Below are 26,556 nucleotides of genomic sequence, written 5' to 3' on the forward strand. Positions count from 1 at the left end.
ATAACTATTAGTCTTTAATGCTGTTCATCTTCTGGACCACCATATCCGTTATGTCCAGCTTGGGGTTGATACCCACAACGACGTCGCTGCGCAGCACCATATCTATGCCTTGCTCTGCGATCACAGCGTTCACTGCTTTCTTGAACTTGGGCAGCAATGATTCGACCACTTGCCGCTCATCAGCCTGACCGCTCTTTTGTAGCTGCTGCTGCTTGAATTTGAGCTCGTTGGCAATTTCCATAAGTTCTTTTTCCATCTTATGCTTTTCATCGGTGGACATGATGGCAGCATCTTTCTGCAGCTTTTCCTGCAGGTTCTTACCCTTCAAGCTGAGCGCTTCCAAGCCTGCACGCTCACGCTCAAATTCACCCTTGAGCTTCTCAATTTTAAGCTTGCCTTCCTCGGTACCCATCACAGCACGCATAAAATCCACTGTCACAATCTTGGAAGCTTCTTCAGCCATTGCAGATTGCAGCGCAAACAAACCCAACAAAACCACTAATATTTTCTTCACAACAAACCTCATTATTCTGTGTATAGAGTTAGAACGGTTGCCCCAGAGAGAACTGGAACGACTGCACATCATCACCGGGCTGATCATTAAAGGCCTTGGACAGGCTGAATGACAGAGGGCCAATACCGGTTATCCACGACAGGGCTATACCCGCAGACATGCGCATCTCACTTAGCTCGAAACCATATTCGTCTTTACGATGGGTATCAAACACGTTACCCGCGTCGATAAAGAACAGGGTACGGAATGATCGACTGTCTTTAACAAAGGGCATCGGAAATATGAATTCGGCGCTGGCTTCTGCCAGGAAATTACCACCAATCGCTCGGGGATCACCAAAGTCATAGGCTGACTGAATCTCACGAGGGCCCAGAGAGCGATCCTCATAGCCACGAATAGACCCAAAACCGCCAGCATAATAGTGCTCATAAAATGGCGGCTTATCATCATCGCCATAGGCATCCAGATAACCCAGTTCAGAGCGCAACCTCAATACCCAATCCTGAGTTATAGGGAAATACTTCTGTGACTGCAAACTGGATTTGAAATACTCAAGGTCACTACCGGGCGAGGTAATCTGCAGCGAAACCGTGTGAGACGATCCTCGGGTCGCGAATACTCCACGGTTCAACGTGCTAATAGACCAAGAACCCGTGAGAGGGAAATTCAGGAAATCCTCTGATTGAGTGAAAGCACCATTAATGTTTGCTTCATACAGGTCATAGCCTACCAACTCCCATACCTGGAGCGGTGAACGCCGACTGCCGTAGACCGTCACACTCTCGAAACCAATGCCGAAACTCAATCGCGAGATATCACTGGTCGGGTACCCAAAGGTTAAATTACCGCCCAAGCGATCCGATGCCCAGTTGGAAATTACGTCGTCTTCACTGATATCAGTTTTTTGGTAGAACAGCGAGTACCCTCGGGACACACCGTCAATGGTGTAATAGGGATCGAGGAACGAGAAGCTGATGCTGTCACGAATATCGCTGCGATTGGCCGCAATAGTCACCCTGTTGCCAGTACCCAAAAAGTTGGTTTGAGACAGGTTGGCACCAAAGACAAAACCGGTTCCCTGCTGATACCCCACACTGGCACCGATGGAGCCGGATGGCTGCTCTTCTACCGAGTAGGTGACGTCCACCTGATCGTCTTCACCGGGGACCCGCGGCGTCTCCACCGTCACACCTTTGAAGAAGCCGAGTCGCTCAAGGCGCACCTTGGAGTTTTCGATCAACTGACCAGAAGCCCAGGAGCCTTCCATTTGCCGCATTTCACGACGCAACACCTCATCGCGGGTTTTGGTGTTACCTAAGAAGTTAATTCGGCGCACATACACCCGGGTACCAGCATCCACGTAGAAAGTCACATCTACCGTATTATCCCCGGCTGGAGACAGTGACGGTACGCCGTTGACGTTGGCGAAGGTGTATCCCTCATTACCCAAGCGCTTGGAAATCAGTTCATTCGAGGTGGTCACCAGCGAACGGGAGAAAGTCTGCCCTGAACGCAACAAAATCAAACGACGCAGATCCGCCTCAGGTACTTTGAGGTCCCCGGTGAGTTTCACTTCGTTTACGGTAAAACGCTCACCTTCGGAAATATTAGCTGTGATATACACTTCTGATTTGTCGGGGGTTACCGATACTTGAGTGGATTCCACCCGGAAATTCACGTAACCGCGATCCTGATAAAAGGACGACAGCTTCTCCAGATCGCCGGATAGTTTTTCCCGCGAGTACTTGTCATCCCCTTTGAAAAAAGAAAACATGTGAGATTCTTTCAGCTCAAAGTTTTCCACCAGCTCTTCATCGGTGAATACAGTGTTGCCTACGATATCGACCTTGGAAATGGTCGCGACATCGCCTTCCTTGATTTTGATGTTGATAGCAACCCGGTTGCGAGGCAGAGGCTTCACCTCTGGCTCTACTCTGGCACCGTAACGGCCCTGGGCAATATACTGGCGCTCCAACTCAACCTTGAGGCGATCCAGCGTTACCCGCTGGAATACGCTGCCTTCACTGAGCCCAGCCTGTGATAGCCCCTGCATCAGGTTTTCGGTTTCGATGGATTTATTACCATCCAACTCTATGCTAGCAATCGACGGCCTTTCGCTTACCTGAACCACAAGGATATCGCCATCCCGCGCCAGGCTTATGTCCTGAAAATTGCCGGTTTTGAATAGAATACGAGCAGAACGGGCCAGAATGTTCTCGTTTACTTCATCCCCTACCTGTAATGGCAGCACGTTAAATACAGCACCAGCGGAGATTCGTTGCAGGCCTTCGACCCGGATATCTTTTATGACGAAGGAATCAGCCATTGCTGCGTTCGCAAAAAATGCCATCCAACACAACAACACTAATGTGGTAATTCGATTCATTTAACGCTCAAGTCCGAAGGAAATTGAAATGGTCCAAAAAGGCGGGATCAAAGCCCCATTATATCGTTATAAAATGCCAGCCCCATAAACATGACCAGCAAGCCGAGGCCAAGGCTGTTTCCTAATGCCTGTGCCTTCTCTGATACCGGGCTTCCTTTAATCATTTCAACGAGATAGTACATTAAATGCCCACCATCCAACACCGGGATGGGCAGCAAATTTAACACTCCAAGGCTGATACTTAAATAGGCCATAAAGCCAAGGAATGCTTCTATACCATAACCGGCACTGTCTCCTGCCACTTTAGCGATGGTAATAGGGCCACTGAGGTTATCCAGCGAGATCTTGCCAGTCACCATCTTTCCGATGGACATAAGCGTCAGCTCTACCCTGGACCAGGCATACGAGATGGATTTGCCAATTGCCGCAATCGGCCCATATTGCTGATCCCGGATCATAAAATCGGGGAACTGGGCAAATTCTTCAGGTGCATGAGCACCGATCTGCCCCATGGGCTCCCCGTTATCACCCTTTACCGTGTCGGGAGTGATTTGAACCAGCTGTTCCATCCCGTCACGAATGACCTTGAGCGTCATGGTGGTTCCGGGGTTTTCCTGGATCAGCATGACCCATTCACTCCAGTCCAGAATGTCTACATCATTGACCGACAGTACCTGATCTCCGGTTTTAAGCCCCTGACGCGCAGCGGCACCACCATCAACCAGCTTGCCCAGTATGGGGGGCACGGAAGGGAAGAACGGTTCCAGACCTAACAATTTAAGCGGGTGGGTTTTCTCAGCACCCTGCATCCAGTTCTGCAAATCGACAGACCGTTCAACGGTAGCGCTGCTGTTTTCCGGACGCACAGTGAACCGAACTTCAACGCTCTCTCCAATCCGGGAGATCAGCGCCATGGTGACGTCTTCCCAACTCTCGGTTGGTTCGCCATCGACAGCAATAATCTCATCCATGGTCTGAAACCCGGCTTCAGCTGCGTACCCTTTGGACTCAACATCGCCAACAAAGGGTGCCAGAGAGGTCACACCTGAGACAAAAACAACCCAGTACAGCAGTACCGCAAATACCAAGTTCACCAACGGGCCGGCTGCCACGATAGCGAAGCGCTGAAATACGGTTTTGTGGGCAAAAGAGAGGTGGCGCTGGTGCTCATTAACATCGCTGCCGGGTTCGCCCAGCATTTTAACAAAGCCACCCAAGGGGAGCGCCGCTATAACAAACTCGGTGCCTTGGCGGTCTTTCCATTTAACAAGGGGCTGCCCAAATCCGATGGAAAAGCGGATCACGCGCACACCACAACGACGAGCCACCCAAAAATGACCATATTCATGGACAAATATAAGCAGTCCAAGAGTTACAACGAACGCCAGCAGGGTTTGCAGAAAGTCGAACAAATCAGCCTCTATATTGTTGTTGTGTCAGCCATTCAAGTTAGCGGTTAAGTGATCGCAGGAGGCCCCGCGCCATTATACGGGCTTCTTCATCAGCCCTCAGGATAGTATCAATATCCACCGCATCCACCAACGTAATACGCTCTAATACCTGTTCTATCACTGTCGGGATAGCTGAAAAACTCAGGTTCCCATCCAGAAACGCAGCCACCGCTTCTTCATTGGCTGCATTCAGCACCACGGATGCTGTGCGCCCTGCCTGCATGGCTTCGCGGGCCAGCCGCAAGCAGGGGAAGCGAACCTCATCGGGCGCCTGAAAATCCAACTGCGCCACTTTAATCAGATCTAGGGGGCCCACTCCAGAATCCACCCGCTGCGGCCACCCGAGGCCATAAGCAATGGGGGTTCTCATATCCGGGTTGCCCATTTGTGCCAAAACTGAGCCATCCACATACTGCACCATGGAGTGAATGACACTTTGCGGATGCACCACCACATCAACCTGCTCTGGGTTTGCAGAAAACAGCCAGCAGGCCTCAATAAATTCCAAGCCCTTGTTCATCATGGTGGCAGAATCCACTGATATCTTACGCCCCATGGACCAGTTGGGATGGGCACAGGCCTGATCCGGCGTGACGCTCTCCAACTGATCCAATGGCAGATCACGGAAAGGGCCTCCAGACCCGGTAAGCAAAATGCGCGACACACCTTTTTCCGCCAATCCGCCCGCGTAATCCGAGGGCATACACTGGAAAATGGCATTATGCTCGCTGTCGATAGGCAACAGCTCTGCCCCACTTTGCTTTACTGCGGTCATGAATATCTGGCCGCTCATCACCAGGGCTTCCTTGTTGGCCAGCAATACACGCTTGCCTGCGCGTACGGCAGCCATAGTCGGCAACAAACCAGCAGCACCAACGATCGCAGCCATGACCTGATCGACTTCCTGCTGGCACGACACCGCCACCAAGCCCTCAGTGCCCGCCAAGACTTCAGTATCTGACCCCGCCTGCTGCAATCGGTTCCGCAATTGCTCCGCCAGCGGCTCATCCCGCATCACGGCGTAGCGAGGACAAAATTCTATCACTTGCGCGAACAATGTCTCCAAACTGGTATTGGCGGTCAGCGCGAATGCCCGATAACGATCGGGATGTCGCTTAAGCACATCCAACGTACTGACTCCAATTGAGCCGGTACTGCCAAGCACTGTGATGTTTTGGATGCTATTCATAGGGTGCCCGTCAGTGGAATACGCCCAGCACCAACATGCCGGCTGCGAATAACGGAACCGCTGCGGTAATGCTATCGATTCGATCCAGCACCCCGCCATGACCGGGCAGAACTTGGCTGCTGTCCTTGATGCCCCTGTGACGCTTAAACATGCTTTCCGCCAGATCGCCGAATACCGAGCCTACCACAGCCACCAGACTAACCAGCAGGAACCAGCCGAGCCCTAGGTTTTTTAGGGCGTCTGTTTGAGTGGCCACCAACAAGGCAATAACCAAGGTCAGGGCCAGCCCCCCCAGCAAACCTTCGATGGTTTTTCCTGGGCTCACATTGGGAGCCAGCTTACGCTTACCAAACGCGCGCCCGGCAAAATAGGCACCCGTATCAGCGCCCCAAACCAGCACAAAGGCATACAACATCCACCAGGGGCCACCGTCCTGACGGTGCAACACCACCAAACCCTGCCAAGCCGGAAGCAACAGAAGCAAGCCGATTCCACCTTGTATATAAGGGGACGCCCAGCGCGACACATTGTTGGGGTAGGCTCGTACCAGCGACACGGCTACCGCCCACCAAATGACAGCCAACCCCAGCACCCAATCTGTTTGCAGCCAGTATTCCAGCAACATGCCCACCACTACCAGCGCAGCATAACTGCAACGCCGGGCCTGACTGGTGATGCCCATTATATTGGCCCACTCCCAGGCAGCGACGGCCACTGGCAGCATCATAGCCAAAGCAAACCACTGAGTCGGCAAATAGAATATCGCCCCTAACACCAGGGGCAACAGTACAAGGGCGGTGATGATGCGCTGTTTTAGCATGTTATTGTTGGCTCGCTTCTATTTGTTCGCTGGTTCGCCCAAAGCGTCGCTGACGGCTCCGAAATTCAGAAAACGCTGCTTCCAGTGCCTGCTGATCAAAATCGGGCCAGAACAGATCAGTGAAATACAATTCGGCGTAGGCCAATTGCCACAACAGGAAGTTGCTGATGCGGTTATCACCGCCGGTGCGAATGCACAGATCCGGTGGCGGGAGATTGCCTAACGCCACATGGGACTGCATCAATTCAGTGGTAATGTCTTTAGGGTCAAGTTCACCAGCCTGGACTTTAAACGCCAGTTGCTGCGCTGCATTAGCGATGTCCCACTGCCCGCCGTAGTTCACCGCAACTGCGAACACCATCTGTTGGTTAGCAGCGGTCTGCTCCATGGCCAGTTGCATTTTACTGCGCAACTCATCGCTGAAGGCAGAAAGGTCGCCAATAAACACCAATTTAATGCCATTTTTGTGCAGGTCGGGCACTTCATCCGCCAACGCTTCCAGGAAAAGGTTCATCAGTGCACTAACTTCATCCTGCGGACGACGCCAGTTTTCACTGCTGAAGGCATACACGGTAAGCACTTCGACACCCAGCCTGGCGCAGCTTTCAACGGTATCACGTACGGTTTTAGCGCCCTGCTTGTGCCCCTCTACGCCACGCAGACCAAGCTGCTTGGCCCAACGGTTGTTACCATCCATGATGATGGCCACGTGACGCGGATTCGAGGACTGGACGCTGTCCAGATCCGGCGCAGAAGATTGTACTTTCACTGGTATCCTCTGGGGGTCAGGATGATTGGCAGAAAAAAGGGGCCGTAGCGGCCCCTCGAAGGGACTGGTAGGTTATACCTCCATCAAATCCGCTTCTTTTTTCTTCAGCATGTCTTCAATGATGGCGACGTATTTATCGGTCAGCTTCTGGATGTCATCCTGACCCTTACGCTCTTCGTCTTCACTGATTTCTTTTTCTTTCAGCAACTCTTTCAGGTCGCTATTGGCATCTCGGCGGATATTACGCACCGACACACGCCCTTGCTCTGCTTCTGCCTTACAGACCTTGGCCATTTCCTTACGAGTCTGCTCGGTCAAAGCGGGCATGGGCACCCGAATCAAATCACCATTACTGCTGGGATTGAGGCCTAAGTCCGCTTTCATGATGGCTTTTTCGATATCGGGAATCAGGTGTCGCTCCCAGGCACTGATCGCCAGGGTACGGCCATCTTCAATGGTGATGTTGGCTACTTGTTTTAGAGGGGTATCTGATCCGTAGTAGGACACCATTACCCCATCCAGAATACTGGGATGAGCACGACCGGTGCGCACTTTTTTGAAGGCATTTTCCAGCGCTTCAAGGGATTTTTTCATACGAGATTCGGCGTCTTTTTTAATATCGTCAATCACGGCCTTTATCCTTTTTCGATGAGGGTTCCATCAGCACCGCCCAAAGTGACGGTGAGCAACGAACCTGCTTGGTTCATATTGAACACGCGCACGGGCATATCGTGATCCCGGCACAGACAGATGGCAGTAAGATCCATGACTCCCAGCTTTTTTTCAAGCACTTCGTCATAAGTGAGACTATTGTATTTGACCGCTTCCGGGTTTTTCACAGGATCAGAATCGTATACGCCATCCACTTTGGTGGCCTTGAACACTACATCGGCCTCAACTTCAATACCGCGCAAACAGGCAGCAGAATCCGTTGTAAAGAACGGGTTGCCTGTACCTGCAGCAAATATCACGACGTCCCCTTGTTCCAGCAAACGCATGGAACGACGACGATCATAGTGCTCAACCACGCCGCTCATCTGGATGGCCGACATTAAGGTGGTTGAAATATTGGCGCGCTCCAGCGCATCACGCATGGCCAAACCGTTCATTACGGTAGCCAACATGCCCATGTGATCTCCGGTAACCCGATCCAGGCCAGCCTTCTGCAACGCAGCCCCCCGAAACAGGTTGCCGCCGCCTACCACCAGACCCACCTGTACGCCAATGCCTCGCAGCTGGCCGATTTCAAGGGCCATTCGATCCAGTACGTTTGGGTCTATGCCAAAGTCCATCTCGCCCATCAGGGCTTCGCCACTGAGCTTCAACAGGATACGTTTATACTTGGGGGTACGGTCAGACGCAGGCATGCATTACTCCAATATCAGGAAAGGGGTAGTTAACAAAAGGCACCCATGGGGGAGCATGATACCCAGAGTGTACCATGCAGTCCATGAGTGCCTTTTTGGAAGTATCTATTACTGGCCGCGAGCTTGAGCCATTACTTCGGCAGCAAAATCCACTTCTTCTTTCTCAATACCTTCACCAACTTCAATGCGGGTGAAAGAAGTCAATTCAGCACCAGCAGCCTTAACCAGCTTGCCAACAGTGGTATCTGGATCTTTAACAAAAGGCTGGTCAACCAAGCTGACTTCTTTCAGGAACTTGGAAATGCGTCCCAGTACCATCTTTTCGATGATGTCAGCAGGCTTACCACTTTCTGCCGCCTGAGCAGAGAAAATTTCTTTTTCTTTATCCAAAGTGGCTTGATCAACCTGGTCAGGGTTAACAACCAGCGGGTTGGAAGCCGCTACATGCATGGCCACATCTTTGCCCAGATCATCATTACCGCCATTCATGGAAACCAGAACGCCGATTTTACCACTGTGCACGTAAGCAGATACCAGGCCTTCGCTCTCTACAACGTAGGAACGGCGCACCTGAATGTTCTCACCGATTTTCTGCACCAGCGCGGAACGAGTCTCCTCGATTGAATCGCTGCCACCCTCAACCATAGCCACTTCCAGCAGCTTGGCGATGTCAGTTTCTTTGGTGGACAGAACGCGGTCAGCCACGCCATTGGCGAAGTTCAGGAAGTTATCATCACGGGCAACGAAGTCGGTTTCGCTGTTGATTTCCAACAGAATACCGGTTTTGCCATCGTCTGATACCTTGGCAATTACGATACCTTCTGCAGCCGTACGACCGGCTTTCTTGGCGGCTTTAGCCTGGCCAGACTTACGCAGGTTGTCGATTGCAGTTTCAATGTCACCATTGGTTTCTACCAGGGCTTTTTTGCATTCCATCATGCCCAAGCCGGTGCGCTCACGAAGTTCTTTTACCAGGGCGGCAGTCACAGCCATGAGAATATCCTCTTTATACCTTGAATGAATTTGGTTGCTATCTGATCAATTGGAAAAAAGGGGGCCAAGCCCCCTTTTTTGATCCGCCACAACAATGACTGTTATAACGTAATTGTGTGACGGCTATTTTTTAGCTGGCAGCAGGTGCTTCAGGGCTAGCTTCTTCAGCGACTTCAACAAAGCCGTCTGAGTCAGAGGCGCCGCCGGAAGTTTTTGCGTATTCAGCACCATCCAGACAAGCGTTGGCAATGGACTCAACATACAACTGAATGGCTTTGATGGCATCATCATTGCCAGGAATAACATAATCGATGCCGTCTGGGTTGCTGTTGGTATCCACGATACCGATAACAGGAATGCCCAGTTTGTTGGCTTCAGTCACAGCGATGCGCTCGTGATCAACGTCGATTACGAAAATCGCGTCTGGCAGGCCGCCCATATCCTTGATACCGCCTAAGCTGCGCTCCAGTTTTTCCATCTCACGGGTACGCATCAGTGCTTCTTTTTTGGTCAGCTTATCGAAGGTACCGTCCTGGCTCTGGGCTTCCAGATCCTTCAGGCGACGGATGGACTGACGAATGGTTTTCCAGTTGGTCAGCATACCACCCAACCAGCGGTGGTTTACGTAAGGCATGCCGGCACGGCGAGCCTGCTCCTGGATGATTTTGCTGGCAGCACGCTTGGTGCCAACAAACAGAATTTTGTTTTTGTGCGAAGTCAGTTTGTTAATAAACTGCAGGGCATCATTAAAGGCCGGAACGGTTTGCTCCAGGTTAATGATGTGAATTTTGTTACGGGCGCCAAAGATGAATTCGCCCATCTTGGGGTTCCAGAAACGGGTTTGGTGACCAAAGTGGACACCGGCTTTCAACATTTCGCGCATGCTGACTTGAGTTGTCATATAAGACTCCAGATTTTAATGGGTTAAGCCTCCATGAACCCCATGAATCAACCTTTGAACATTGGCAACCAAGGCCTTGGAACAAAGGCACCCTGACTCACGTGACGGTGCATGTGTGGATTACGGTTTTATTTGAGCGGCGCTTTATACCACAAAGCACCCACCACAACAACCAATTAGCGACGAACCAGGGCATAAATCCCCCACCCATCAGGGGTATATCCTGGCCGTAAGCCCATGTACAATACCCTGCTTTGCCCAGCCCCAGCGGATTCTAAGCGGTTTCCATATTCATGAGCATTATTATCAAGACCCCCGAACAGATCGAAAAGATGCGCGTTGCCGGCCGTCTGGCAGCAGAAGTGCTTGAAATGATTGGCGATTACGTGCAGCCAGGTGTCACTACCGGTGAACTGGACAAGATCTGTCACGACTACATTGTGAACGAGCAGAAAGCCATTCCTGCCCCGCTCAACTACAAGGGCTTTCCCAGGTCGATCTGCACGTCGGTAAACCATGTCATCTGTCACGGCATCCCCAGCGACACCAAAGTGCTGAAGAAAGGCGACGTCGTAAACATCGATATTACGGTGATCAAAGACGGTTACCACGGCGATACCAGCAAGATGTTTTTTGTGGGGGAACCCTCAATTCAAGCCCAGCGCCTGGCCACCATCACACAAGAATGCCTCTATCTGGGCATTAAGATGGTAAAACCGGGTGTCAGACTCGGGGATATCGGTGCCGCCATCCAGAAACACGCCGAAAGCAACCATTATTCGGTGGTACGGGAGTATTGCGGCCACGGCATAGGCGAAGGCTTTCATGAAGAGCCACAGGTGCTGCATTACGGTAAAGCAGGCACCGGCCTTGCTCTGCAAGCGGGCATGACTTTCACCATCGAGCCCATGATCAATGCGGGCAAGCGCTTCACCAAACTTCTGCCTGACAAATGGACTGTGGTCACCAAGGATCACAAGCTGTCGGCCCAATGGGAGCACACCTTGCTGGTTACCCAAACCGGCTATGAAGTGCTGACTCTGCGTTCCGAAGAAACCGGCCTCTAAGCCACGATGAAAACGCCTCTCGTTACTGAGCTGAAGCACGATCCAGAGCTGTTCGAAGAGGAACGCTTCGAGCGACTGGTGGCCGAAAAAGGATCCGTTGCACTGGCGTTCAAACAGGCTATTCGAGACGCCGATGAGATCCTGAATCAACGGTTTCTGCGCCTGGAAAACATCAAGCTGATTATTCGCCGTCGCGCCTGGGTGATGGACAACCTGCTGCAACGGCTTTGGTCACATTATTCATGCGCGCAGTGCCCCGATATTGCGTTGTTGGCCGTGGGCGGTTACGGCCGGGCCGAACTCCACCCCCATTCCGACATTGACCTGATGATTCTGCTGCGGGACGACGCCAGCGCCGAACGCTTCAAAGAGGATCTTTCGGCGTTCGTCACCCAGCTGTGGGACATTGGCCTGGATGTGGGCCACAGCGTGCGTACGCTGAAGCAATGTGCCGAACTGGCAGACAGCGACATCACCATCGCCACCAACCTGATGGAATCCCGGACCATCTGCGGCGACCCAAGCCTGACCGAAGAGATGCAAAAGGTCACCGGCCCAGAGCACATTTGGGACGCTAAAGCCTTTTTTATGGCAAAGTGGACGGAGCAAATCGCCCGTTACGACAAATTCAGCAATACCGAGTTCAACCTTGAGCCCGATATCAAGGGCGCTCCTGGCGGCCTGCGGGACATCCAGAATATCGGTTGGGTAGCGAAACGCTACTTCAATGCCAACCGTATGAGCGAGCTGGTCAGCCACGGCTTTTTGACCAGTGACGAATATGACATTCTCAATTCCGGGCACTTGTTTCTGTGGGAAGTGCGCTACGCTCTGCACCTGATCACCGGTCGCGGCGAGAACCGCTTGTTGTTTGATCACCAAAGAGCCGTGGCAGACATGCTGGGCTATCGCGATTCCAAAGCCACCCTGGCGGTGGAAAAGTTCATGAAACGGTATTACCGGGTGGCGCTGTCTATCTCGCAACTGAATGACATGCTGCTGCAGCACTTCGACGAGGCCATTCTGCGGGCAGATGAGCCAGAGGTGATCACGCCGGTCAACAGTCGTTTTCAGATTCGCAATGACTTCATTGAAGTCACTCACGACAAAGTGTTTGAACGCACGCCATCGGCACTGCTTGAGGTGTTCCTGATTCTGGCGCAGAACGAGAACATTCAGGCTATCCGCGCATCCACCATTCGCCTGATCCGCGACAGTCGACACCTGGTCGACGAGCACTTTCGTAATGACATTCGCAATATCTCACTGTTTATGGAGCTGCTGCGATCGCCGAACAAGATCTATACCCAGTTCCATCGCATGAAGCGCTACGGCATTCTGGGTAATTATATTCCAGCCTTTGGCCAGGCCATCGGGCAGATGCAGTACGATTTGTTCCACATTTATACGGTGGACGCCCACTCCCTGCACGTATTGCGGAATCTGCGTATGTTCCGCCATCCAGAGGTGAAAAAGGATTTTCCTATTGCCCACTTTTTGGTGCAAAGGATTCCAAAAATTGAGCTGCTCTACATCGCCGGACTGTTTCACGACTTGGGCAAAGGTCGCGGTGGCGATCATTCTAAACTGGGTGCAGTAGATGCCTATAATTTCTGCATCCATCACCGGCTCAGCAAGTGGGACGCCAGTCTGGTGGCTTGGCTGGTAGAAAATCACTTGCTGATGTCCATCACCTCTCAGAAAAAAGACGTATCAGACCCGGATGTTATTCACGAGTTCGCCTGTAAAGTAAGCGACCAGATACGACTGGATTACCTGCACGCACTTACCGTTGCAGACATTTGCGCTACCAACCCCAAACTATGGAATGGTTGGCGCGGCGCGCTGTTGCGGCAGCTCTACGCTGAAACACGCAGGGCATTACGACGCGGCTTAGAAAACCCGGGCAACCGCGAAGACTGGATCGAGGAAACGAAAGAACGTGCCATGGCGCTGCTCTCCAACCACAATTTCAAGGAAGCGGACGTTACCGCCCTCTGGGACTACCTGGGAGATGATTATTTTCTGCGGGAAACCTATGGTGATGTAGCCAGGCATACAGAAGCCATTCTGAACCACGCCGACAGCGATGAACCACTGGTGCTATTGGGCAAAACCGATGAACGCAACTATCAGGGAGCGGCAGAAGTTTTCATTTACACTCAGGATGCCCCCAACCTGTTTGCAGCAACAGTGGCTGCGCTGAACCAATTAAATCTGTCCATTGCTGACGCAAAAATCATCACCTCCAGTACCGGTTTCAGCTTGGATACCTATATTATTCTGGAAGAAAACGGCTCTCACATCGGAGACGATCCAGCGCGGGTTCAGCAAATTCAGACCAAATTACGCAAAGCCCTGAAAGATCCCAGCAAATATCCTGAAATTGTACACAAGCGCATGCCAAGAGCGCTAAAACACTTTAACATCCCCACTGAAGTCATCATCAGCAATGACATCGAGAAGGAATACACCATTTTAGAATTGGTGGCACTGGATCGCCCCGGCCTTTTGGCTGAAGTAGGCTGCATCTTTCTCGAAAACAATATGCTGATTCAAAACGCACGCATTGCGACCCTGGGTGAACGGGTGGAAGACGTGTTCTACATTACCGATCACAATGGTGACATGATCAAAGATCCTGCCCTGTGTGAGCAGCTGAAATCAGCCTTCAAAGAAAAACTGGATCAAACGGCAACCTGAGAATGAATAGCGACCTACAAAAGCTGCAACCTTACCCTTTTGAAAAACTCGCCCAGTTGTTTGCTGGCGTAAAACACGAGGCTGGGCTGCCGCACATCGCCCTCTCTATTGGTGAACCCAAACACCAAAGCCCGGCATTTGTAAAAGACAGCATCATTCACAATATCGACAAACTGGCCGTGTACCCCACCACGAAAGGCCTGCCGGAATTGCGTAAAGCCATCAGTCAGTGGGCCTGTAAACGATTTGAACTGGGCAGCGAGGGCTTGTGCCCCGATACCGAGGTTCTGCCGGTCAACGGCACCCGTGAAGCGCTGTTTGCATTCGCCCAAGTGGTGGCTGATCGTCATCAGGCCGAACCACTGATTGTGTCTCCGAATCCGTTTTATCAGATCTACGAAGGCGCAGCGTATCTGGCTGGCGTAGAACCGCACTTTTTACCCTGCCTGCCGGAAAACGGTTTTGTACCTGATTACGATTCGGTGCCTGAGAGCGTCTGGCAACGTTGCCAATTACTGTTCTTGTGTAGCCCTGGCAATCCAACAGGGGCGGTAACCGACGAGGCGACTCTGCACAAATTGATTGCCTTGGCAGACCAGTATGACTTTGTCATCGCCTCCGATGAATGCTATTCCGAAATATACTTCGATGAGACCAACCCACCCGTTGGCTTGTTGCAGGCCTGTAAAAACCTGGGCCGCACCGATTTCAAACGCTGCGTGGTGTTTCACAGCCTGTCAAAACGATCCAACCTACCGGGCTTACGTTCCGGCTTCGTCGCAGGCGATGCAGATATCCTGGCTGCGTTTTTAAAGTATCGCACCTACCACGGTTGCGCCATGCCAGTGCAGCATCAATTGGCCAGCATCGCGGCCTGGTCTGATGAGAGCCACGCGCAGGAAAACCGTCGTATCTATCAGCAAAAATTCAGTTCCGTGTTAAATGTTCTGGATGGCGTACTGGATGTTCAACGACCTGATGCCAGCTTCTACCTTTGGCCAAAAACGCACATTGCCGATACCGACTTTGCCCGTGGACTGTTTCAACAACAACATGTCACGGTACTGCCCGGCCGCTATCTTTCGCGCACCATTAACACAATAAACCCGGGGGAAAACCGGGTCAGGATGGCCTTGGTTGCACCGCTTGAACAGTGCACTGAAGCTGCCGAACGAATCAAACAGTTTGTCCAGTCGTCTTAAGGACAAGTCATTTTACAGGAGACCAATAATGTCCGATTTGAAATCCATCATAGAGACCGCGTTTGAAAACCGCGCCAGCATTTCCCCTACCAGCGTTGATGCCAGCGTAAAAGCGGCAGTAAGCGATGCCTTGGCCATGCTCGATAGCGGTGAAGCCCGCGTAGCCGAGAAGCTGGACGGGGACTGGGTGGTAAACCAATGGCTGAAAAAAGCCGTGCTGCTGAGCTTTCGCATCAACGACAACGCCCCCATTGCAGGACAGTTCACACAGTATTACGACAAAGTACCCTCTAAGTTTGCCAATATGACAGCTGAGGAATTTAAAGCTTCCGGCGTTCGCGTAGTGCCCCCTGCGGTGGCCCGTGCCGGTAGCTACATCGCACCCAATGTTGTGTTGATGCCTTCCTATGTCAACATTGGCGCCTATGTCGACAGCGGCACCATGGTAGACACCTGGGCCACCGTTGGCTCCTGTGCCCAGATTGGCAAAAACGTGCATCTGTCTGGCGGTGTTGGCATTGGCGGCGTGCTGGAACCCCTGCAGGCCGGCCCCACCATCATTGAAGATAACTGCTTTATCGGTGCCCGCTCGGAAGTTGTTGAAGGCGTGGTGGTTGGTGAAGGCTCCGTTATCTCCATGGGAGTCTACATCGGCCAAAGCACCCGCATCTATGATCGTGAAACCGGCGAAACCCATTATGGTAGAGTGCCAGCAGGATCTGTTGTTGTATCCGGCAACCTGCCGTCCGCCTGTGGCAAGTACAGCCTGTACGCCGCCATTATCGTGAAAAAGGTCGACGAGAAAACCCGTGGCAAGGTCGGCATCAACGAACTGCTGCGTATTACTGACTAAGTAACACGCTGCAGACCGGCATCAGCAGGGTCGTGACCCGACCCTGCGCCACAGACTTCAAGAGGCCCCCATGACCACCACCCTTTACGGCATACCCAATTGCGACACCGTCAAGAAGGCCCGCAAATGGCTGGACGCCAATGGCATCGAATACCGCTTTCATGACTTCCGCAAAGACGGCATCAACGAATCCATGATTCGTGAGTGGATGAAAACCCAGCCCCTGGAGATTCTGCTGAATAAGCGCGGCACCACCTGGCGCCAGCTCCCAGACGACGTAAAAGACAGCGTAGATGAACGCTGCGCCGTGCAATTAATGGTGGAACACCCCGCCATGATCAAACGCCCGGTCATGGTCAGCGGCAACAACACCAGCGTTGGCTTTAAAGATCAGGATTTCCAGGCTTTTTTCGGCCTGTAGGTCATTCCCTTTGGCGTGCATACCTGACGTTCCCGCTGAGTTGTCTATACTAATTCATTATATTCAATGAATTTTTAGGACACTATGAGCACCCTACCCTATCTGCTGCCCTGGATTATGTTACTAACCGCCGCTGGCTTGGCTGTAGCGGTGAAAATGTTACCGCTGAAATCCATCCCCGGTATTGCGGTCATTTCAGTTCTTAGCCTGATCATGTTGGCTGTTGCCATCTATGCCAATGTCGTCAGCAGCCAGCAGTTTGCAATGGTGGAAGAAAAAAACGCCGCTCTGGCTGAGATCGAGGATTGGAAGTACAGTCACCTGGACGAGCTGACCTTGATCCTGGCCCAACTCAAACCACCCTCCGATGAAGAGCAGGCGCTGCTTAAAGAGTTGATCAGTTATGGCTGGCTGCGCCAAAACCCAGCCATTACCCACGCCCAGCAATCACACCAGGCCCGGCAGCGCTTAATGGAACAGTACCAACCCAGTAAGCCCATGTTAATTAAAGGAATACCCACCTCGGTGGACGGCAACATCGTAAACCTGGCGCTGCGTGAAATAGGCTATCTGGTACTGCCCTATCGGGAGGACGAAACACCGGAAGCAGACGTGAACATCATTTATTTCGGCCGCGATATGGAGCTGATCGAAGTGAAGCTGGCCGCGCTGACATTGATGCAGGCCGGTGTAGACCTCAAGGCCATCAAGCCCTTCCCCAAAGCCACCCAGGGCAATATACGGGCGGTAAAAATTGAATGGAACAAGTACTACGAAGGCCGCAAGTCGGTGCTACCCGACGAGGTAGAGGCCGCCAAGGCGTTCAACTGAGGGTTTAACCAACGACGAGTCAAACTGGCATTCGGTAATAGGCCCGGCTTTTGGTATCATAGCCGGCCCTTTAATCACACTGGATGCCCTGCTTCATGTCCGAACTGTCCCCCACCCTTGAACTGGCCAAGCAACTGATCGCCCGGCCATCCGTCACCCCGGATGATTGCGACTGCCAGAACATCATGATTGAACGCCTGAGCGCCATCGGTTTCGAGGTGGAACGCCTGCGCTTCGGTGAGGTGGACAACTTTTGGGCTCGTCGCGGCAACCAAGGCCCCGTGCTGGCGCTGGCCGGGCACACCGATGTGGTCCCCACAGGTCCGGTGGAAAACTGGGATCACCACCCTTTTGAACCTGTCATCGAAAACGGGATGCTGTGTGGCCGGGGCGCCGCCGACATGAAAGGCAGCCTGGCAGCCATGGTGACAGCCTGTGAGCGTTTTGTAGCAAAGCACCCAGACCACAAGGGATCCATTGCGTTTCTTATCACCAGCGACGAAGAAGGCCCCTCCATCAACGGCACAGTCAAAGTAGTGGAGCACCTGGAAGCCCGCAACGAAAAAATGGACTGGTGCATTGTTGGCGAGCCATCCAGCTCGGAGAAAGTCGGCGATGTGGTTAAAAATGGTCGCCGTGGCTCGCTGGGGGCCAAACTGAACATCAAAGGTATTCAAGGACACGTTGCCTATCCGCATCTGGCCCGTAACCCCATCCATCAGGTAGCGCCGGCATTGAACACCCTAGCCACCGCCCACTGGGATAACGGCAATGAATTCTTTCCTCCCACCTCGTTCCAGATCTCAAACATCAATGGCGGCACAGGTGCGACCAACGTCATTCCAGGCCATGTGGACGTGGTGTTCAACTTCCGCTTCTCCACCGAGAACACCGCCGACTCCCTGAAAGAAAAAACCCATAAGATTCTCGATGACCACGGCCTGGAATACGACATCGAATGGACCCTGTTCGGCATGCCCTTTATCACCGGCCATGGCGACCTGGTGCAAGCAGTGATCAGCGCTATTCGCACTGAGGCCAATGTAGAGCCGGAGCTGTCCACATCCGGAGGCACCTCCGATGGGCGTTTTATTGCGCCCACAGGCACTCAGGTAATTGAACTGGGGCCCTGCAACGCCACCATCCATAAACTGAACGAGCGCATTAAAGCCGATGATCTCGACATCCTTACCGGTGTCTACGAACAAATCATGGTAAATTTGCTGGCATCGGACCTGTAGGCGGACCCTCAATGAGCAACGATTCCCTATCCCATCTGGACGACCTGGAAATCTACGTAGACAACAACGATGTGGAGGCCATTACTGCGTGGCTTGGCAATGCACTGCCCCATTTCGAAGTGACCCGCAGCAGCAAAAAGGGCTGCAAGTTTCGCTGCGGCCAAACCGGCCTGGTGGCCAGTGGCATGGTGGTACTGAACGCAGGGCGCACCGGCTTCACATCGGTATGGATCGACAGCAAAGATACCCCGTGGGCTGACGATGTAGAAATGGGCCGCTCTGCCTTCAGCGCACTCAACAGCGAAGTGCGTTGCGTAGAAAGTGCCTGGAGCAATGGCGACGATCCAGATCAGTGGCTACAGATCAACGCACAGGGCGAACACGTTATACAGTGGGTTACCGAGGAATCGTAACCCACTCTTATCACTTAAGCGGACACTAGCGCAGACTGCCCCAGAATCAACTTGTTGAGGGTTCCGGTCACCAAGCCTGGGGTATGCTTTCCCTTAAGACGGCGCTGAGCTTCGATATAAGGGGGCAAATACTTGAGGTGATTGGGCAGGTGAGGATAAACCCGCTTAATCAACCGGATGTTACGCTCAAATAATTGACGACTCCTTGGAGTATCGGGTGTCATCCCATACTGCTCACGGATTGGCTCCGGCAACAACAGCGACGTAATGATCTCATAACGATTCAGTACAGGCTTCAATATGGGGCTGAAGGTAAACAGAAACCCACCGATCTCTTGCGCCGCTGCCTGTACACTGAGCTGATCGGAATACCACATTTGCTCGTTGTATTCCAAAAACTCATTCCAGTTCGGGGGCAAGGCTTGCTCTGGAATGCCAAACAGATAAGCGAACATTTTCGATTCCTGGTAATAACGCTCCTTCTCTTCTGCGGTAAGCGGGCCGACAAACATTTCATACATTTTCACCGCCCCCTCCCACAATGTTGCGTGCACCCAGATCATGGCATTCACTTCATTGGCCATATAGCGACTGCCATCGGCAAAGGCACCCGACGCCTCCTCGACCTTGCCGACAATTTTGCGATGAATGTCGTGCACTTTAAGAGAGCTGTTAACCACTTGATCTAAATTGCCAAACACCATGGCAAACACATTGGTAAAGGTGCCGCGAAAACGCCCCAGAGGATCATCCAAGGTACGGGAATGCTGCTTAACGCCATTGGCAACCCAGGGATGAGCCGTTTGCAACAACACCGCACGCCCCGCTCCAACAAAACTGGCGGAGTGACGAATCACACGCCAGAACATGCTGTCAGGCCCAAAAATGCCCGCAGCGGGGTTTATTACCTGCCCCTTCATTTCTTCCAACTGTGCAATCAATTGATCCCGCGTGACCGGCTGAACCGAGGCCATGGTTTACCCTCCAAAACAGACAACAACAAAACACCACAATCGTGTTCTAATAACAGGCTTCCATTGAACCGTTTTTGTCGGCCAAGCCTCAATGGCGCGATCAGCCAGCAACCGTGATAGTTGCTGCCACAGCAACCCCAAAGCCCAAAGGAGACGTCAACATGTCCAACACCCCCACCCTGGATCTACGCGCAATCTACGGCTACGTACAGGAGCAATCCATTCGGGATGACGCCCTGTTGCAAAGCTTGCGACAGGAGACAGCGAAAGACGAAATGGCTCGCATGCAAATCGCACCGGAACAGGGTCAGTTTATGGCTTTGCTGGTAAAACTGATTGATGCACGCCGCATCATTGAAGTGGGCACCTTCACAGGCTACAGCAGCCTGTGTATGGCCAGAGCCCTGCCACAAGATGGTGAGTTGATTTGCTGTGACGTCAATGAGGATTGGACCAACATCGCCAAACAGTACTGGCAACAAGCAGGCGTGCAACAGAAAATAAAACTGGTGCTGGCACCGGCAGCCGATACATTGCAATCACTGCTGGATGAAGGTGGCGCAGGCAAGTTTGACTTAGCCTTTATCGACGCCGACAAAGAAAATTATGACCGTTACTATGAGCAATGCCTGGAGCTGATTCGACCCAACGGACTCATCCTGCTGGACAACATGTTATGGAGCGGAAGGGTCGCCGATGAGAGTTGTGTGGACGTGGACACGGAAGCTCTGAGAGCGTTGAATAAAAAGCTGAAAAACGATCAGAGGATAGACCTGAGCCTGCTGACTATCGCCGATGGAATCAGCCTGATCAGAAAGCGATAATGCCTTAAAAATCAATTAGATCGACCTACCCGATCGCGAAAAAAAGCCTGCTTCACCATAGCTGAGGAGAGTCATTCGGAAGGCAAGACAATTTGAGCGATCGGGTAGTCGAGACCCTGATAATAGACCGCAAAAACTCTCATAAGCAAGGGCTGAAACCGATAAATTCTGTAGTAATTTTTAGCCAGTTTTTCGGTTAGCGCCCGCTTACATTTAACAGCCTGAGCTGCATACCTTTTTACATAGCCTAATATTAGTAGGCAAAATGCCTGCCAGAAAAAAGAAATTTATACTGGCTAATAAGACAGCTATTCCAAAGCCGATTTGTCTATTTTTTGTTCGGTCATAATTGCCCTAATATGTCTCAGAGCAATTAAAGTGCAAAGCGGGGCAAAAATATGTGCATTTGGAAGGCAATGCCTTTTATGTACCGCATGCCAAGAGTAACATTGCTTCAAGCGAAGGCCAGACCCGCCAGCATAAAGGATTGACTATGCCTCAACCGCAAAAACATCTGCGTACCTGTAATCTCTGTGAAGCCATGTGCGGCATCGAAATCACCCATGATCAGGGCCATATACTGGCGATTAAGGGCGATCCCGGCGACCCCCTCAGTAAAGGCCATATCTGCCCCAAAGCCGTGGCTCTGCAAGATCTGCATGAGGATCCTGACCGACTCAAGTACCCCCTTCTGAAAACGCCAGAGGGCTGGGAGCAAATCAGCTGGGAGAACGCCCTGAATGAAGTGGCCTCGCGTCTGCGCAACATTCAGGCGAAACACGGCAACAACGCCGTCGGCATTTATCTGGGCAACCCCACCATCCACAACCTGGGCAGCATGCTGACCCTGATGCCATTCCTGTCTGCCCTGGGCACCAGCAACCGCTTCAGCGCTACCTCCGTGGATCAATTGGCCCCCATGCTGGTGGCCATGAAAATGTTTGGCAACCAGCTGATGATTCCGATACCGGACATCGATCGCACCGATATGATGATCTGCCTTGGTGCGAACCCAATGGCCAGTAACGGCAGCCTGATGACGGCTCCAGGGTTCAAAAATCGCGTCAAGGCGCTGCAGGATCGGGGCGGTAAACTGATCGTAATTGATCCACGGCTGACCGAAACCGCCAAAATAGCCGATGAACACCACTTTATTCGCCCCGGAACCGATGCGTTATTGTTGATGGCCATGCTCCACACCCTGTTTCGCCAGGATCTGGTGGATACCGGACGCCTCACCAATCATCTGCAAGGCATTAATATCGTCAAAAACATGGTGGTGGGATTTACACCGCAAAAGGTTGCACGCATCACCGGCATGAAAGCCAAAGACATTCGCCAGTTGGCGATAAACTTTGCCAAGGCACCCAGCGCCTGTTTCTACGGTCGCATGGGTGCATCCACCCAAGAATTTGGCACCCTCACCAACTGGCTTATCACCGTATTCAACACCCTCACCGGCAACCTGGATGAGCCCGGTGGAGTCATGTTCACTCGCCCTGCGGTGGATCTACCCGGGCTGGCGAATGTGAGCGGAAACACCGGCAGCTTTAACTCACGTAAAAGTCGAGTACGTAAATACCCTGAATTCGGTGGTGAGTTCCCCGCCTCCACCCTGGCAGACGAGATGCTCACCCCCGGTAAAGGTCAAATTCGTGCCTTCGTAACCTCTGCTGGCAACCCAGTCTTATCACTGCCCAACGGCCGCAAAGTTGAAAAGGCGCTGCAGCAGCTGGACTTCATGGTATCTGTGGATTTCTACCTAAACGAAACCACTCGCCACGCCCACATTATTCTGCCCCCCACCGGCCCACTGGAACACGGACACTATGATCTGGCGTTGAATATGATGACGGTGCGTAATACCGCAAAATACTCCAGCGCCCTTTACAAACCCATGCCTGACACCCGCCACGACTGGCAGATATTCAACGAGCTGACACGGCGCCTGCAATCACATTCACCACTGAAGTGGGCCGCCAGTGAAGCGCAATATCTGGCCATCAAAAAATTGGGTGACGAAGGCATGCTGGATCTGGCCCTGAAAGCTGGCCCCTATGGGCGACAACCGGAAGCGCTTTCGGATATGCAAAAACGCATGGCCCGCTTTATGTACAAGCGCTTCCCCGCCAGCGGCATCAGCGCTTTGCTGGATGTGAGCCCATACAGCCGCCATACCCGTGGCGAACAGCACAATCTGAGCCTGAAGAAACTAAAGCAGAATCCCCACGGTATTGATCTGGGGCCGCTGCAGCCATGCCTGCCGGAACGATTAGGCACTCAAGGCAAAAGCATCAACCTGGTGCCAAAGTTGTTTATGAAAGACATCGTGCGCCTGCAAAAGCGCCTAGAGCGCAAAACCAAACCCGCGCCCGACTCTTTTGCCCTGATCGGACGGCGGGATGTGCGCAGCAACAACTCCTGGATGCACAATAGCGAACGGCTGGTGAAGGGCAAAAATCGCTGCACTGCGCTGTTACATCCTGACGACGCGAAAAAGTTGGGCATCAATAACGGCGACAACATCATTGTCAGCACACGGATTGGTGAAATCGAACTACCGGCCCAAATCACCGAAGAGATTATGCCCAGCGTACTCTGTGTACCACACGGCTGGGGCCACCAACGTACCGGCACCCAACTTTCGGTGGCAGAAAAACATGCCGGGGTCAGCGTGAACGACATCACTGACGACTACAGCATTGATGCACTGACCGGCGTAGCCGCCTTCAACGGCCAGCAGGTCACTGTCAGCACCATCAAAATTGAAAAGAATGTGGTGCGGCTGAACGACAAACGATTGGCCTCAAGTTCAGCATCATAAGTTTAATTTTTTGACCAAAATAAGGTGCCAAGTGCACCGGGAGCAGAACATGAACACATCAAGAATTACGTTTATCGCCCTAATCTGCGGGCTGGCTCTGGCTGCCTGTGGAGGCGGTGGCGGCGGTGAAGGCAATAGCCAACGCAGTGCCGGTACGGGTAACTTAACCCTCGGCATTACTGATGCTCCGGTTGACGGTGCCAAAGAAGTCTGGATCACCATTGATGAAATCCTCCTGAAGCGATCCGGCAGCAATGAAAAAAGAATTGCGCTGAGCGGCCCCGACGTAGACCCCGTAGACGGCACTTTGGAAGTAAACCTGCTGGCCCTGTCGGGGGGTGTCGTCAAGCAGCTCTTCACCAGTGAATCGGTTACCTCCGGTGACTACCAGTGGGTGCGTTTCAGCTTGGTGGAAAATAGCGCGCGCATCGTGTGGGAAGACAACTCTGAAGACCCACTAGAGCTACCCGCCAATAAAAACGAACTCAAAACCAGCGGTGGATTCAGCGTAGGTTCCGGTGATTCTGTTGCCTACGTAATGGACTGGGATCTGCGCAAGTCCATTGTGGAGCGCAACAGCGGCTATCTGCTGAAGCCCGTCATTCACATCAAGCGGGACGACGAGTTCGCCCACGTCACCGGATCGGTGAACGACTCCCTCTATAACACCTGCGATGCGGACGACGTGCCAATGGTATATGTTTTTAACGGTACCGATGTAACACCAAAAGATATGAGCAACGTGGTCTTCCCCACCATGTCGGCACCGGTCAGTCCCGACCCCAACCAATCTTTCTATATTGGCCCGGTGGACGCCGACAATTATACCCTGGCCTTTGTCTGCAACGGTCAGGACGATAATCCCGAAGTGGACGACAACATTGTGTTCCCGGCAGAAGGTACCATTAATGTCACGTTACAAGTTGGCCAAAACACGGCGATCGTCATTCCCTGAACCAAGCAGCATTCTGTGGCATAATCCTGATCAATTCAGTCAACGACTGGCATCAGGAACCACATGAAACTGCCACACAAGACCCTTAATTACATTGCACAGCATCTGCCTGGGCTGGCAGCCCCCGCGAAAAAAACCACGGAGCTGCCTCAAGGCAAAGAATACACAATCGATGAACTGGCGCGCGCCTGCGACACCACGGTACGCAATATTCGCGCTTATCAGGATAGGGGGCTACTGGCGCCACCGGAACTTAGGGGGCGCAAAGGCTACTACTTCAACAGCCACCTGGCTCGTCTACGGGTTATTTCGGGCTTGTTAGACCGGGGCTATTCCCTCTCCAGCATCAAAGATCTTATCGATGCCCTGGAAAACGGCATCGATCTGCGCCATCTCATGGGGTTGGAATCCGCCATAACCAGCCCCTGGACAGACGAAGAACCCATACTGGTGCCTATGACTGAACTGATCAAAATGTTCGGCGCCTACCTCACCCCGGAAGCCCTTGCCCGCGCCACCGACCTGGATCTTATGAAACCGGAAGGCGCCATGGTACGGGTACGCAGCATGAGAACACTGCGGGCCGGAGCAGAACTGGTGGCCACCGGCATCCCGCTGGAGGAATTGTTGGACATCGTGCGGATGCTGCGCGGCAACGTGGAACGAGTGGCTAACGAACTGGTTCGCCTGGTGGGAGAGCACGTGCTTTCCAACTACGAAACAGAGGAACTGCCCCCACAAGAGGAATTCCCCAAACTGGCCGATCTGGTATGGCGCATGCGCCCTCTGGCAGAGATGGCAGTCCATGCCGAGTTGGCTCGAGCTATGGAGAACGCCGCCAGCCGACTGCTGTCAGACCGGCTGGAAAATATTATCGAACGTATGGCGCGCGAAAAAGACAGCAAATAAGCTCAAATAAAAAGGGCTCCGCAAAGGGAGCCCTTTTTATTAATGTCACCAGTTATCACGCGGCCGCAGAATTGCTCTGAGGAACCAGCTGAGCCTGCTCCGCAAAACCATCTACCAGACGCATCAATTCTTCAGCTTCGTCCAACAAATGGATATTGTTGATGTCCCATGGGTGGAAACCAGGCTTAAAGAATCGTAGCCAGTCACCAATCAAGGAAGGGAACACGCCACGCTTGCCAAACTGGTAACGGAATGACTTCCTCCAACCGGCCATATTAGTGTGCTCACCACGGCTCTTCATTACGCGATAATAGTAACGATAGAACAGGCTCCAGAAAATCACATTGGCCGCGACAAACACTGTCGATCGCAACGCATAGGCACCTGGGCCTTTACCCACCACCTCTTCGTACACATCATAAGCCACGCCTTTGTGCTCGGTTTCTTCCATGGCGTGCCATTTCCACAGGGCTTCATAATGTGGATCAGAGTTCTTGATGAAGCGATCATCTTCCATAACGATATCAGCCAGCATGGCCGTAAGGTGCTCAAGAGCAACCGTAACCGCCAATTGAACAGGACGCGGCATCACTTTCTGAACAAACGCCAACAGCTTCTCTACGCTGGCTTCCATTTGATCAGTTGGAATACCGGCCTCAACCATGGCCTCGTTGTATTCTTCATGTTCACGAGTATGGAACGCTTCCTGGCCAATAAAAGCAGAAACCGCTTTTTTCAGCTCTTTGTCCACCACGTCTTTACGGTAGTTACGTACGCTTTGGATAAAAAAGCGCTCACCGGCTGGAAAGAATATCGAGAGGGTGTTCAAAAATTGGGTCCAATGAGGACCAGCGCCATTCCAGTCGTCGATTTTTTCTTTGGGCAAATGGAACTGAAGATTGCGGCGTACAGGAAGAATCGCAGCTGTCATAGGTTTCCCTCTGTGTCA

The 26,556-nt window shown here is 52.5% G+C and carries 24 protein-coding genes; 12 read left to right on the forward strand and 12 right to left on the reverse strand.

Features of this window, described 5'->3' with window-relative positions:
• Positions 1-7: 7 nt before the first annotated feature.
• The 10 genes from Kalk_RS04545 to rpsB form a co-directional block, all read right to left on the reverse strand.
• Positions 8-514, reverse strand: coding sequence for an OmpH family outer membrane protein (locus Kalk_RS04545; protein ID WP_158643300.1), 507 nt, complete (start codon positions 512-514; stop codon positions 8-10).
• Positions 515-542: 28 nt separating this feature from the next.
• On the reverse strand, positions 543-2,864 hold the full coding sequence (bamA, locus tag Kalk_RS04550; protein ID WP_101896214.1) for an outer membrane protein assembly factor BamA: 2,322 nt from the start codon (positions 2,862-2,864) through the stop codon (positions 543-545).
• An 83-nt stretch (positions 2,865-2,947) separates the two neighbouring features.
• Positions 2,948-4,312, reverse strand: coding sequence for an RIP metalloprotease RseP (gene rseP / locus Kalk_RS04555; RefSeq protein WP_158643301.1), 1,365 nt, complete (start codon positions 4,310-4,312; stop codon positions 2,948-2,950).
• Positions 4,313-4,349: 37 nt separating this feature from the next.
• Positions 4,350-5,540 (reverse strand): 1-deoxy-D-xylulose-5-phosphate reductoisomerase, encoded by a 1,191-nt coding sequence (gene ispC, locus Kalk_RS04560; RefSeq protein ID WP_101893073.1) that lies wholly within the window; start codon positions 5,538-5,540, stop codon positions 4,350-4,352.
• A 10-nt stretch (positions 5,541-5,550) separates the two neighbouring features.
• Positions 5,551-6,360: a phosphatidate cytidylyltransferase gene (locus Kalk_RS04565; RefSeq protein ID WP_101893074.1), complete on the reverse strand. Its 810-nt coding sequence runs from the start codon at positions 6,358-6,360 to the stop codon at positions 5,551-5,553.
• A gap of 1 nt (position 6,361) precedes the next feature.
• Positions 6,362-7,102, reverse strand: coding sequence for a polyprenyl diphosphate synthase (gene uppS / locus Kalk_RS04570; protein WP_324775054.1), 741 nt, complete (start codon positions 7,100-7,102; stop codon positions 6,362-6,364).
• 99 nt (positions 7,103-7,201) lie between these two features.
• Complete coding sequence (frr, locus tag Kalk_RS04575; protein ID WP_101893075.1) at positions 7,202-7,759, reverse strand: ribosome recycling factor; 558 nt, start codon at positions 7,757-7,759, stop codon at positions 7,202-7,204.
• Positions 7,760-7,764: 5 nt separating this feature from the next.
• Positions 7,765-8,496, reverse strand: a complete 732-nt coding sequence (pyrH, locus tag Kalk_RS04580; protein WP_101893076.1) for a UMP kinase — start codon at positions 8,494-8,496, stop codon at positions 7,765-7,767.
• A gap of 108 nt (positions 8,497-8,604) precedes the next feature.
• Positions 8,605-9,489, reverse strand: coding sequence for a translation elongation factor Ts (tsf, locus tag Kalk_RS04585; RefSeq protein WP_101893077.1), 885 nt, complete (start codon positions 9,487-9,489; stop codon positions 8,605-8,607).
• A 130-nt stretch (positions 9,490-9,619) separates the two neighbouring features.
• Positions 9,620-10,390: a 30S ribosomal protein S2 gene (gene rpsB / locus Kalk_RS04590; protein WP_101893078.1), complete on the reverse strand. Its 771-nt coding sequence runs from the start codon at positions 10,388-10,390 to the stop codon at positions 9,620-9,622.
• Between the two features lie 293 nt (positions 10,391-10,683).
• Here rpsB and map point away from each other — a divergent pair, with 293 nt between their 5' ends.
• From map to Kalk_RS04630, 8 genes are all read left to right on the forward strand, one after another.
• Entirely contained in the window at positions 10,684-11,457 is a 774-nt protein-coding gene (gene map / locus Kalk_RS04595) for a type I methionyl aminopeptidase (protein ID WP_101893079.1), read from the forward strand.
• A 6-nt stretch (positions 11,458-11,463) separates the two neighbouring features.
• On the forward strand, positions 11,464-14,160 hold the full coding sequence (locus Kalk_RS04600; RefSeq protein WP_101893080.1) for a [protein-PII] uridylyltransferase: 2,697 nt from the start codon (positions 11,464-11,466) through the stop codon (positions 14,158-14,160).
• A gap of 2 nt (positions 14,161-14,162) precedes the next feature.
• Entirely contained in the window at positions 14,163-15,362 is a 1,200-nt protein-coding gene (dapC, locus tag Kalk_RS04605) for a succinyldiaminopimelate transaminase (RefSeq protein ID WP_101893081.1), read from the forward strand.
• 28 nt (positions 15,363-15,390) lie between these two features.
• Positions 15,391-16,215, forward strand: coding sequence for a 2,3,4,5-tetrahydropyridine-2,6-dicarboxylate N-succinyltransferase (gene dapD, locus Kalk_RS04610; protein ID WP_101893082.1), 825 nt, complete (start codon positions 15,391-15,393; stop codon positions 16,213-16,215).
• Between the two features lie 70 nt (positions 16,216-16,285).
• Positions 16,286-16,636 carry an ArsC family reductase gene (locus Kalk_RS04615; protein ID WP_101893083.1) on the forward strand — a complete coding sequence of 117 codons (351 nt, stop codon included), beginning with the start codon at positions 16,286-16,288 and terminating at the stop codon, positions 16,634-16,636.
• Positions 16,637-16,720: 84 nt separating this feature from the next.
• Complete coding sequence (locus tag Kalk_RS04620; protein ID WP_101893084.1) at positions 16,721-17,467, forward strand: hypothetical protein; 747 nt, start codon at positions 16,721-16,723, stop codon at positions 17,465-17,467.
• A gap of 95 nt (positions 17,468-17,562) precedes the next feature.
• Complete coding sequence (gene dapE, locus Kalk_RS04625; RefSeq protein WP_101893085.1) at positions 17,563-18,708, forward strand: succinyl-diaminopimelate desuccinylase; 1,146 nt, start codon at positions 17,563-17,565, stop codon at positions 18,706-18,708.
• 11 nt (positions 18,709-18,719) lie between these two features.
• A complete protein-coding gene (locus tag Kalk_RS04630; protein WP_101893086.1) occupies positions 18,720-19,121 on the forward strand; it encodes a hypothetical protein in 402 nt (133 codons plus the stop codon).
• Between the two features lie 14 nt (positions 19,122-19,135).
• Here the strand turns inward: Kalk_RS04630 and Kalk_RS04635 are convergent, their stop codons facing one another.
• Positions 19,136-20,095, reverse strand: coding sequence for an oxygenase MpaB family protein (locus Kalk_RS04635; protein ID WP_101893087.1), 960 nt, complete (start codon positions 20,093-20,095; stop codon positions 19,136-19,138).
• Between the two features lie 161 nt (positions 20,096-20,256).
• On the opposite strand from Kalk_RS04635, the gene Kalk_RS04640 reads away from it, so the two are divergent.
• The 4 genes from Kalk_RS04640 (at position 20,257) to Kalk_RS04655 (ending at position 25,607) form a co-directional block, all read left to right on the forward strand.
• Entirely contained in the window at positions 20,257-20,919 is a 663-nt protein-coding gene (locus Kalk_RS04640) for an O-methyltransferase (RefSeq protein WP_101893088.1), read from the forward strand.
• A gap of 493 nt (positions 20,920-21,412) precedes the next feature.
• On the forward strand, positions 21,413-23,743 hold the full coding sequence (locus Kalk_RS04645; protein WP_101896216.1) for a molybdopterin-dependent oxidoreductase: 2,331 nt from the start codon (positions 21,413-21,415) through the stop codon (positions 23,741-23,743).
• Between the two features lie 49 nt (positions 23,744-23,792).
• Positions 23,793-24,698, forward strand: coding sequence for a DUF4382 domain-containing protein (locus Kalk_RS04650; protein WP_101893089.1), 906 nt, complete (start codon positions 23,793-23,795; stop codon positions 24,696-24,698).
• 63 nt (positions 24,699-24,761) lie between these two features.
• Positions 24,762-25,607 (forward strand): MerR family transcriptional regulator, encoded by an 846-nt coding sequence (locus tag Kalk_RS04655; protein ID WP_101893090.1) that lies wholly within the window; start codon positions 24,762-24,764, stop codon positions 25,605-25,607.
• Between the two features lie 55 nt (positions 25,608-25,662).
• On the opposite strand, the gene Kalk_RS04660 is transcribed toward Kalk_RS04655, so the two are convergent.
• Positions 25,663-26,538, reverse strand: coding sequence for a metal-dependent hydrolase (locus Kalk_RS04660; protein WP_101893091.1), 876 nt, complete (start codon positions 26,536-26,538; stop codon positions 25,663-25,665).
• Positions 26,539-26,556: the final 18 nt, after the last annotated feature.

Origin of the sequence: Ketobacter alkanivorans, from assembly GCF_002863865.1 — a bacterium.
GTDB lineage: Bacteria > Pseudomonadota > Gammaproteobacteria > Pseudomonadales > Ketobacteraceae > Ketobacter > Ketobacter alkanivorans.

Bases quoted from the DNA above. Each gene is read 5' to 3' on its own strand.
- pyrH (WP_101893076.1), bottom strand. From the start codon at position 8,496: ATGCCTGCGTCTGACCGTACCCCCAAGTATAAACGTATCCTGTTGAAG.
- dapC (WP_101893081.1), top strand. From the start codon at position 14,163: ATGAATAGCGACCTACAAAAGCTGCAACCTTACCCTTTTGAAAAACTC.
- dapE (WP_101893085.1), top strand. From the start codon at position 17,563: ATGTCCGAACTGTCCCCCACCCTTGAACTGGCCAAGCAACTGATCGCC.
- ispC (WP_101893073.1), bottom strand. From the start codon at position 5,540: ATGAATAGCATCCAAAACATCACAGTGCTTGGCAGTACCGGCTCAATT.
- Kalk_RS04635 (WP_101893087.1), bottom strand. From the start codon at position 20,095: ATGGCCTCGGTTCAGCCGGTCACGCGGGATCAATTGATTGCACAGTTG.
- Kalk_RS04630 (WP_101893086.1), top strand. From the start codon at position 18,720: ATGAGCAACGATTCCCTATCCCATCTGGACGACCTGGAAATCTACGTA.
- Kalk_RS04620 (WP_101893084.1), top strand. From the start codon at position 16,721: ATGAGCACCCTACCCTATCTGCTGCCCTGGATTATGTTACTAACCGCC.
- Kalk_RS04660 (WP_101893091.1), bottom strand. From the start codon at position 26,538: ATGACAGCTGCGATTCTTCCTGTACGCCGCAATCTTCAGTTCCATTTG.
- rpsB (WP_101893078.1), bottom strand. From the start codon at position 10,390: ATGACAACTCAAGTCAGCATGCGCGAAATGTTGAAAGCCGGTGTCCAC.
- Kalk_RS04655 (WP_101893090.1), top strand. From the start codon at position 24,762: ATGAAACTGCCACACAAGACCCTTAATTACATTGCACAGCATCTGCCT.
- Kalk_RS04645 (WP_101896216.1), top strand. From the start codon at position 21,413: ATGCCTCAACCGCAAAAACATCTGCGTACCTGTAATCTCTGTGAAGCC.
- dapD (WP_101893082.1), top strand. From the start codon at position 15,391: ATGTCCGATTTGAAATCCATCATAGAGACCGCGTTTGAAAACCGCGCC.
- map (WP_101893079.1), top strand. From the start codon at position 10,684: ATGAGCATTATTATCAAGACCCCCGAACAGATCGAAAAGATGCGCGTT.
- Kalk_RS04615 (WP_101893083.1), top strand. From the start codon at position 16,286: ATGACCACCACCCTTTACGGCATACCCAATTGCGACACCGTCAAGAAG.
- Kalk_RS04600 (WP_101893080.1), top strand. From the start codon at position 11,464: ATGAAAACGCCTCTCGTTACTGAGCTGAAGCACGATCCAGAGCTGTTC.
- bamA (WP_101896214.1), bottom strand. From the start codon at position 2,864: ATGGCATTTTTTGCGAACGCAGCAATGGCTGATTCCTTCGTCATAAAA.
- Kalk_RS04650 (WP_101893089.1), top strand. From the start codon at position 23,793: ATGAACACATCAAGAATTACGTTTATCGCCCTAATCTGCGGGCTGGCT.
- tsf (WP_101893077.1), bottom strand. From the start codon at position 9,489: ATGGCTGTGACTGCCGCCCTGGTAAAAGAACTTCGTGAGCGCACCGGC.
- Kalk_RS04640 (WP_101893088.1), top strand. From the start codon at position 20,257: ATGTCCAACACCCCCACCCTGGATCTACGCGCAATCTACGGCTACGTA.
- Kalk_RS04565 (WP_101893074.1), bottom strand. From the start codon at position 6,360: ATGCTAAAACAGCGCATCATCACCGCCCTTGTACTGTTGCCCCTGGTG.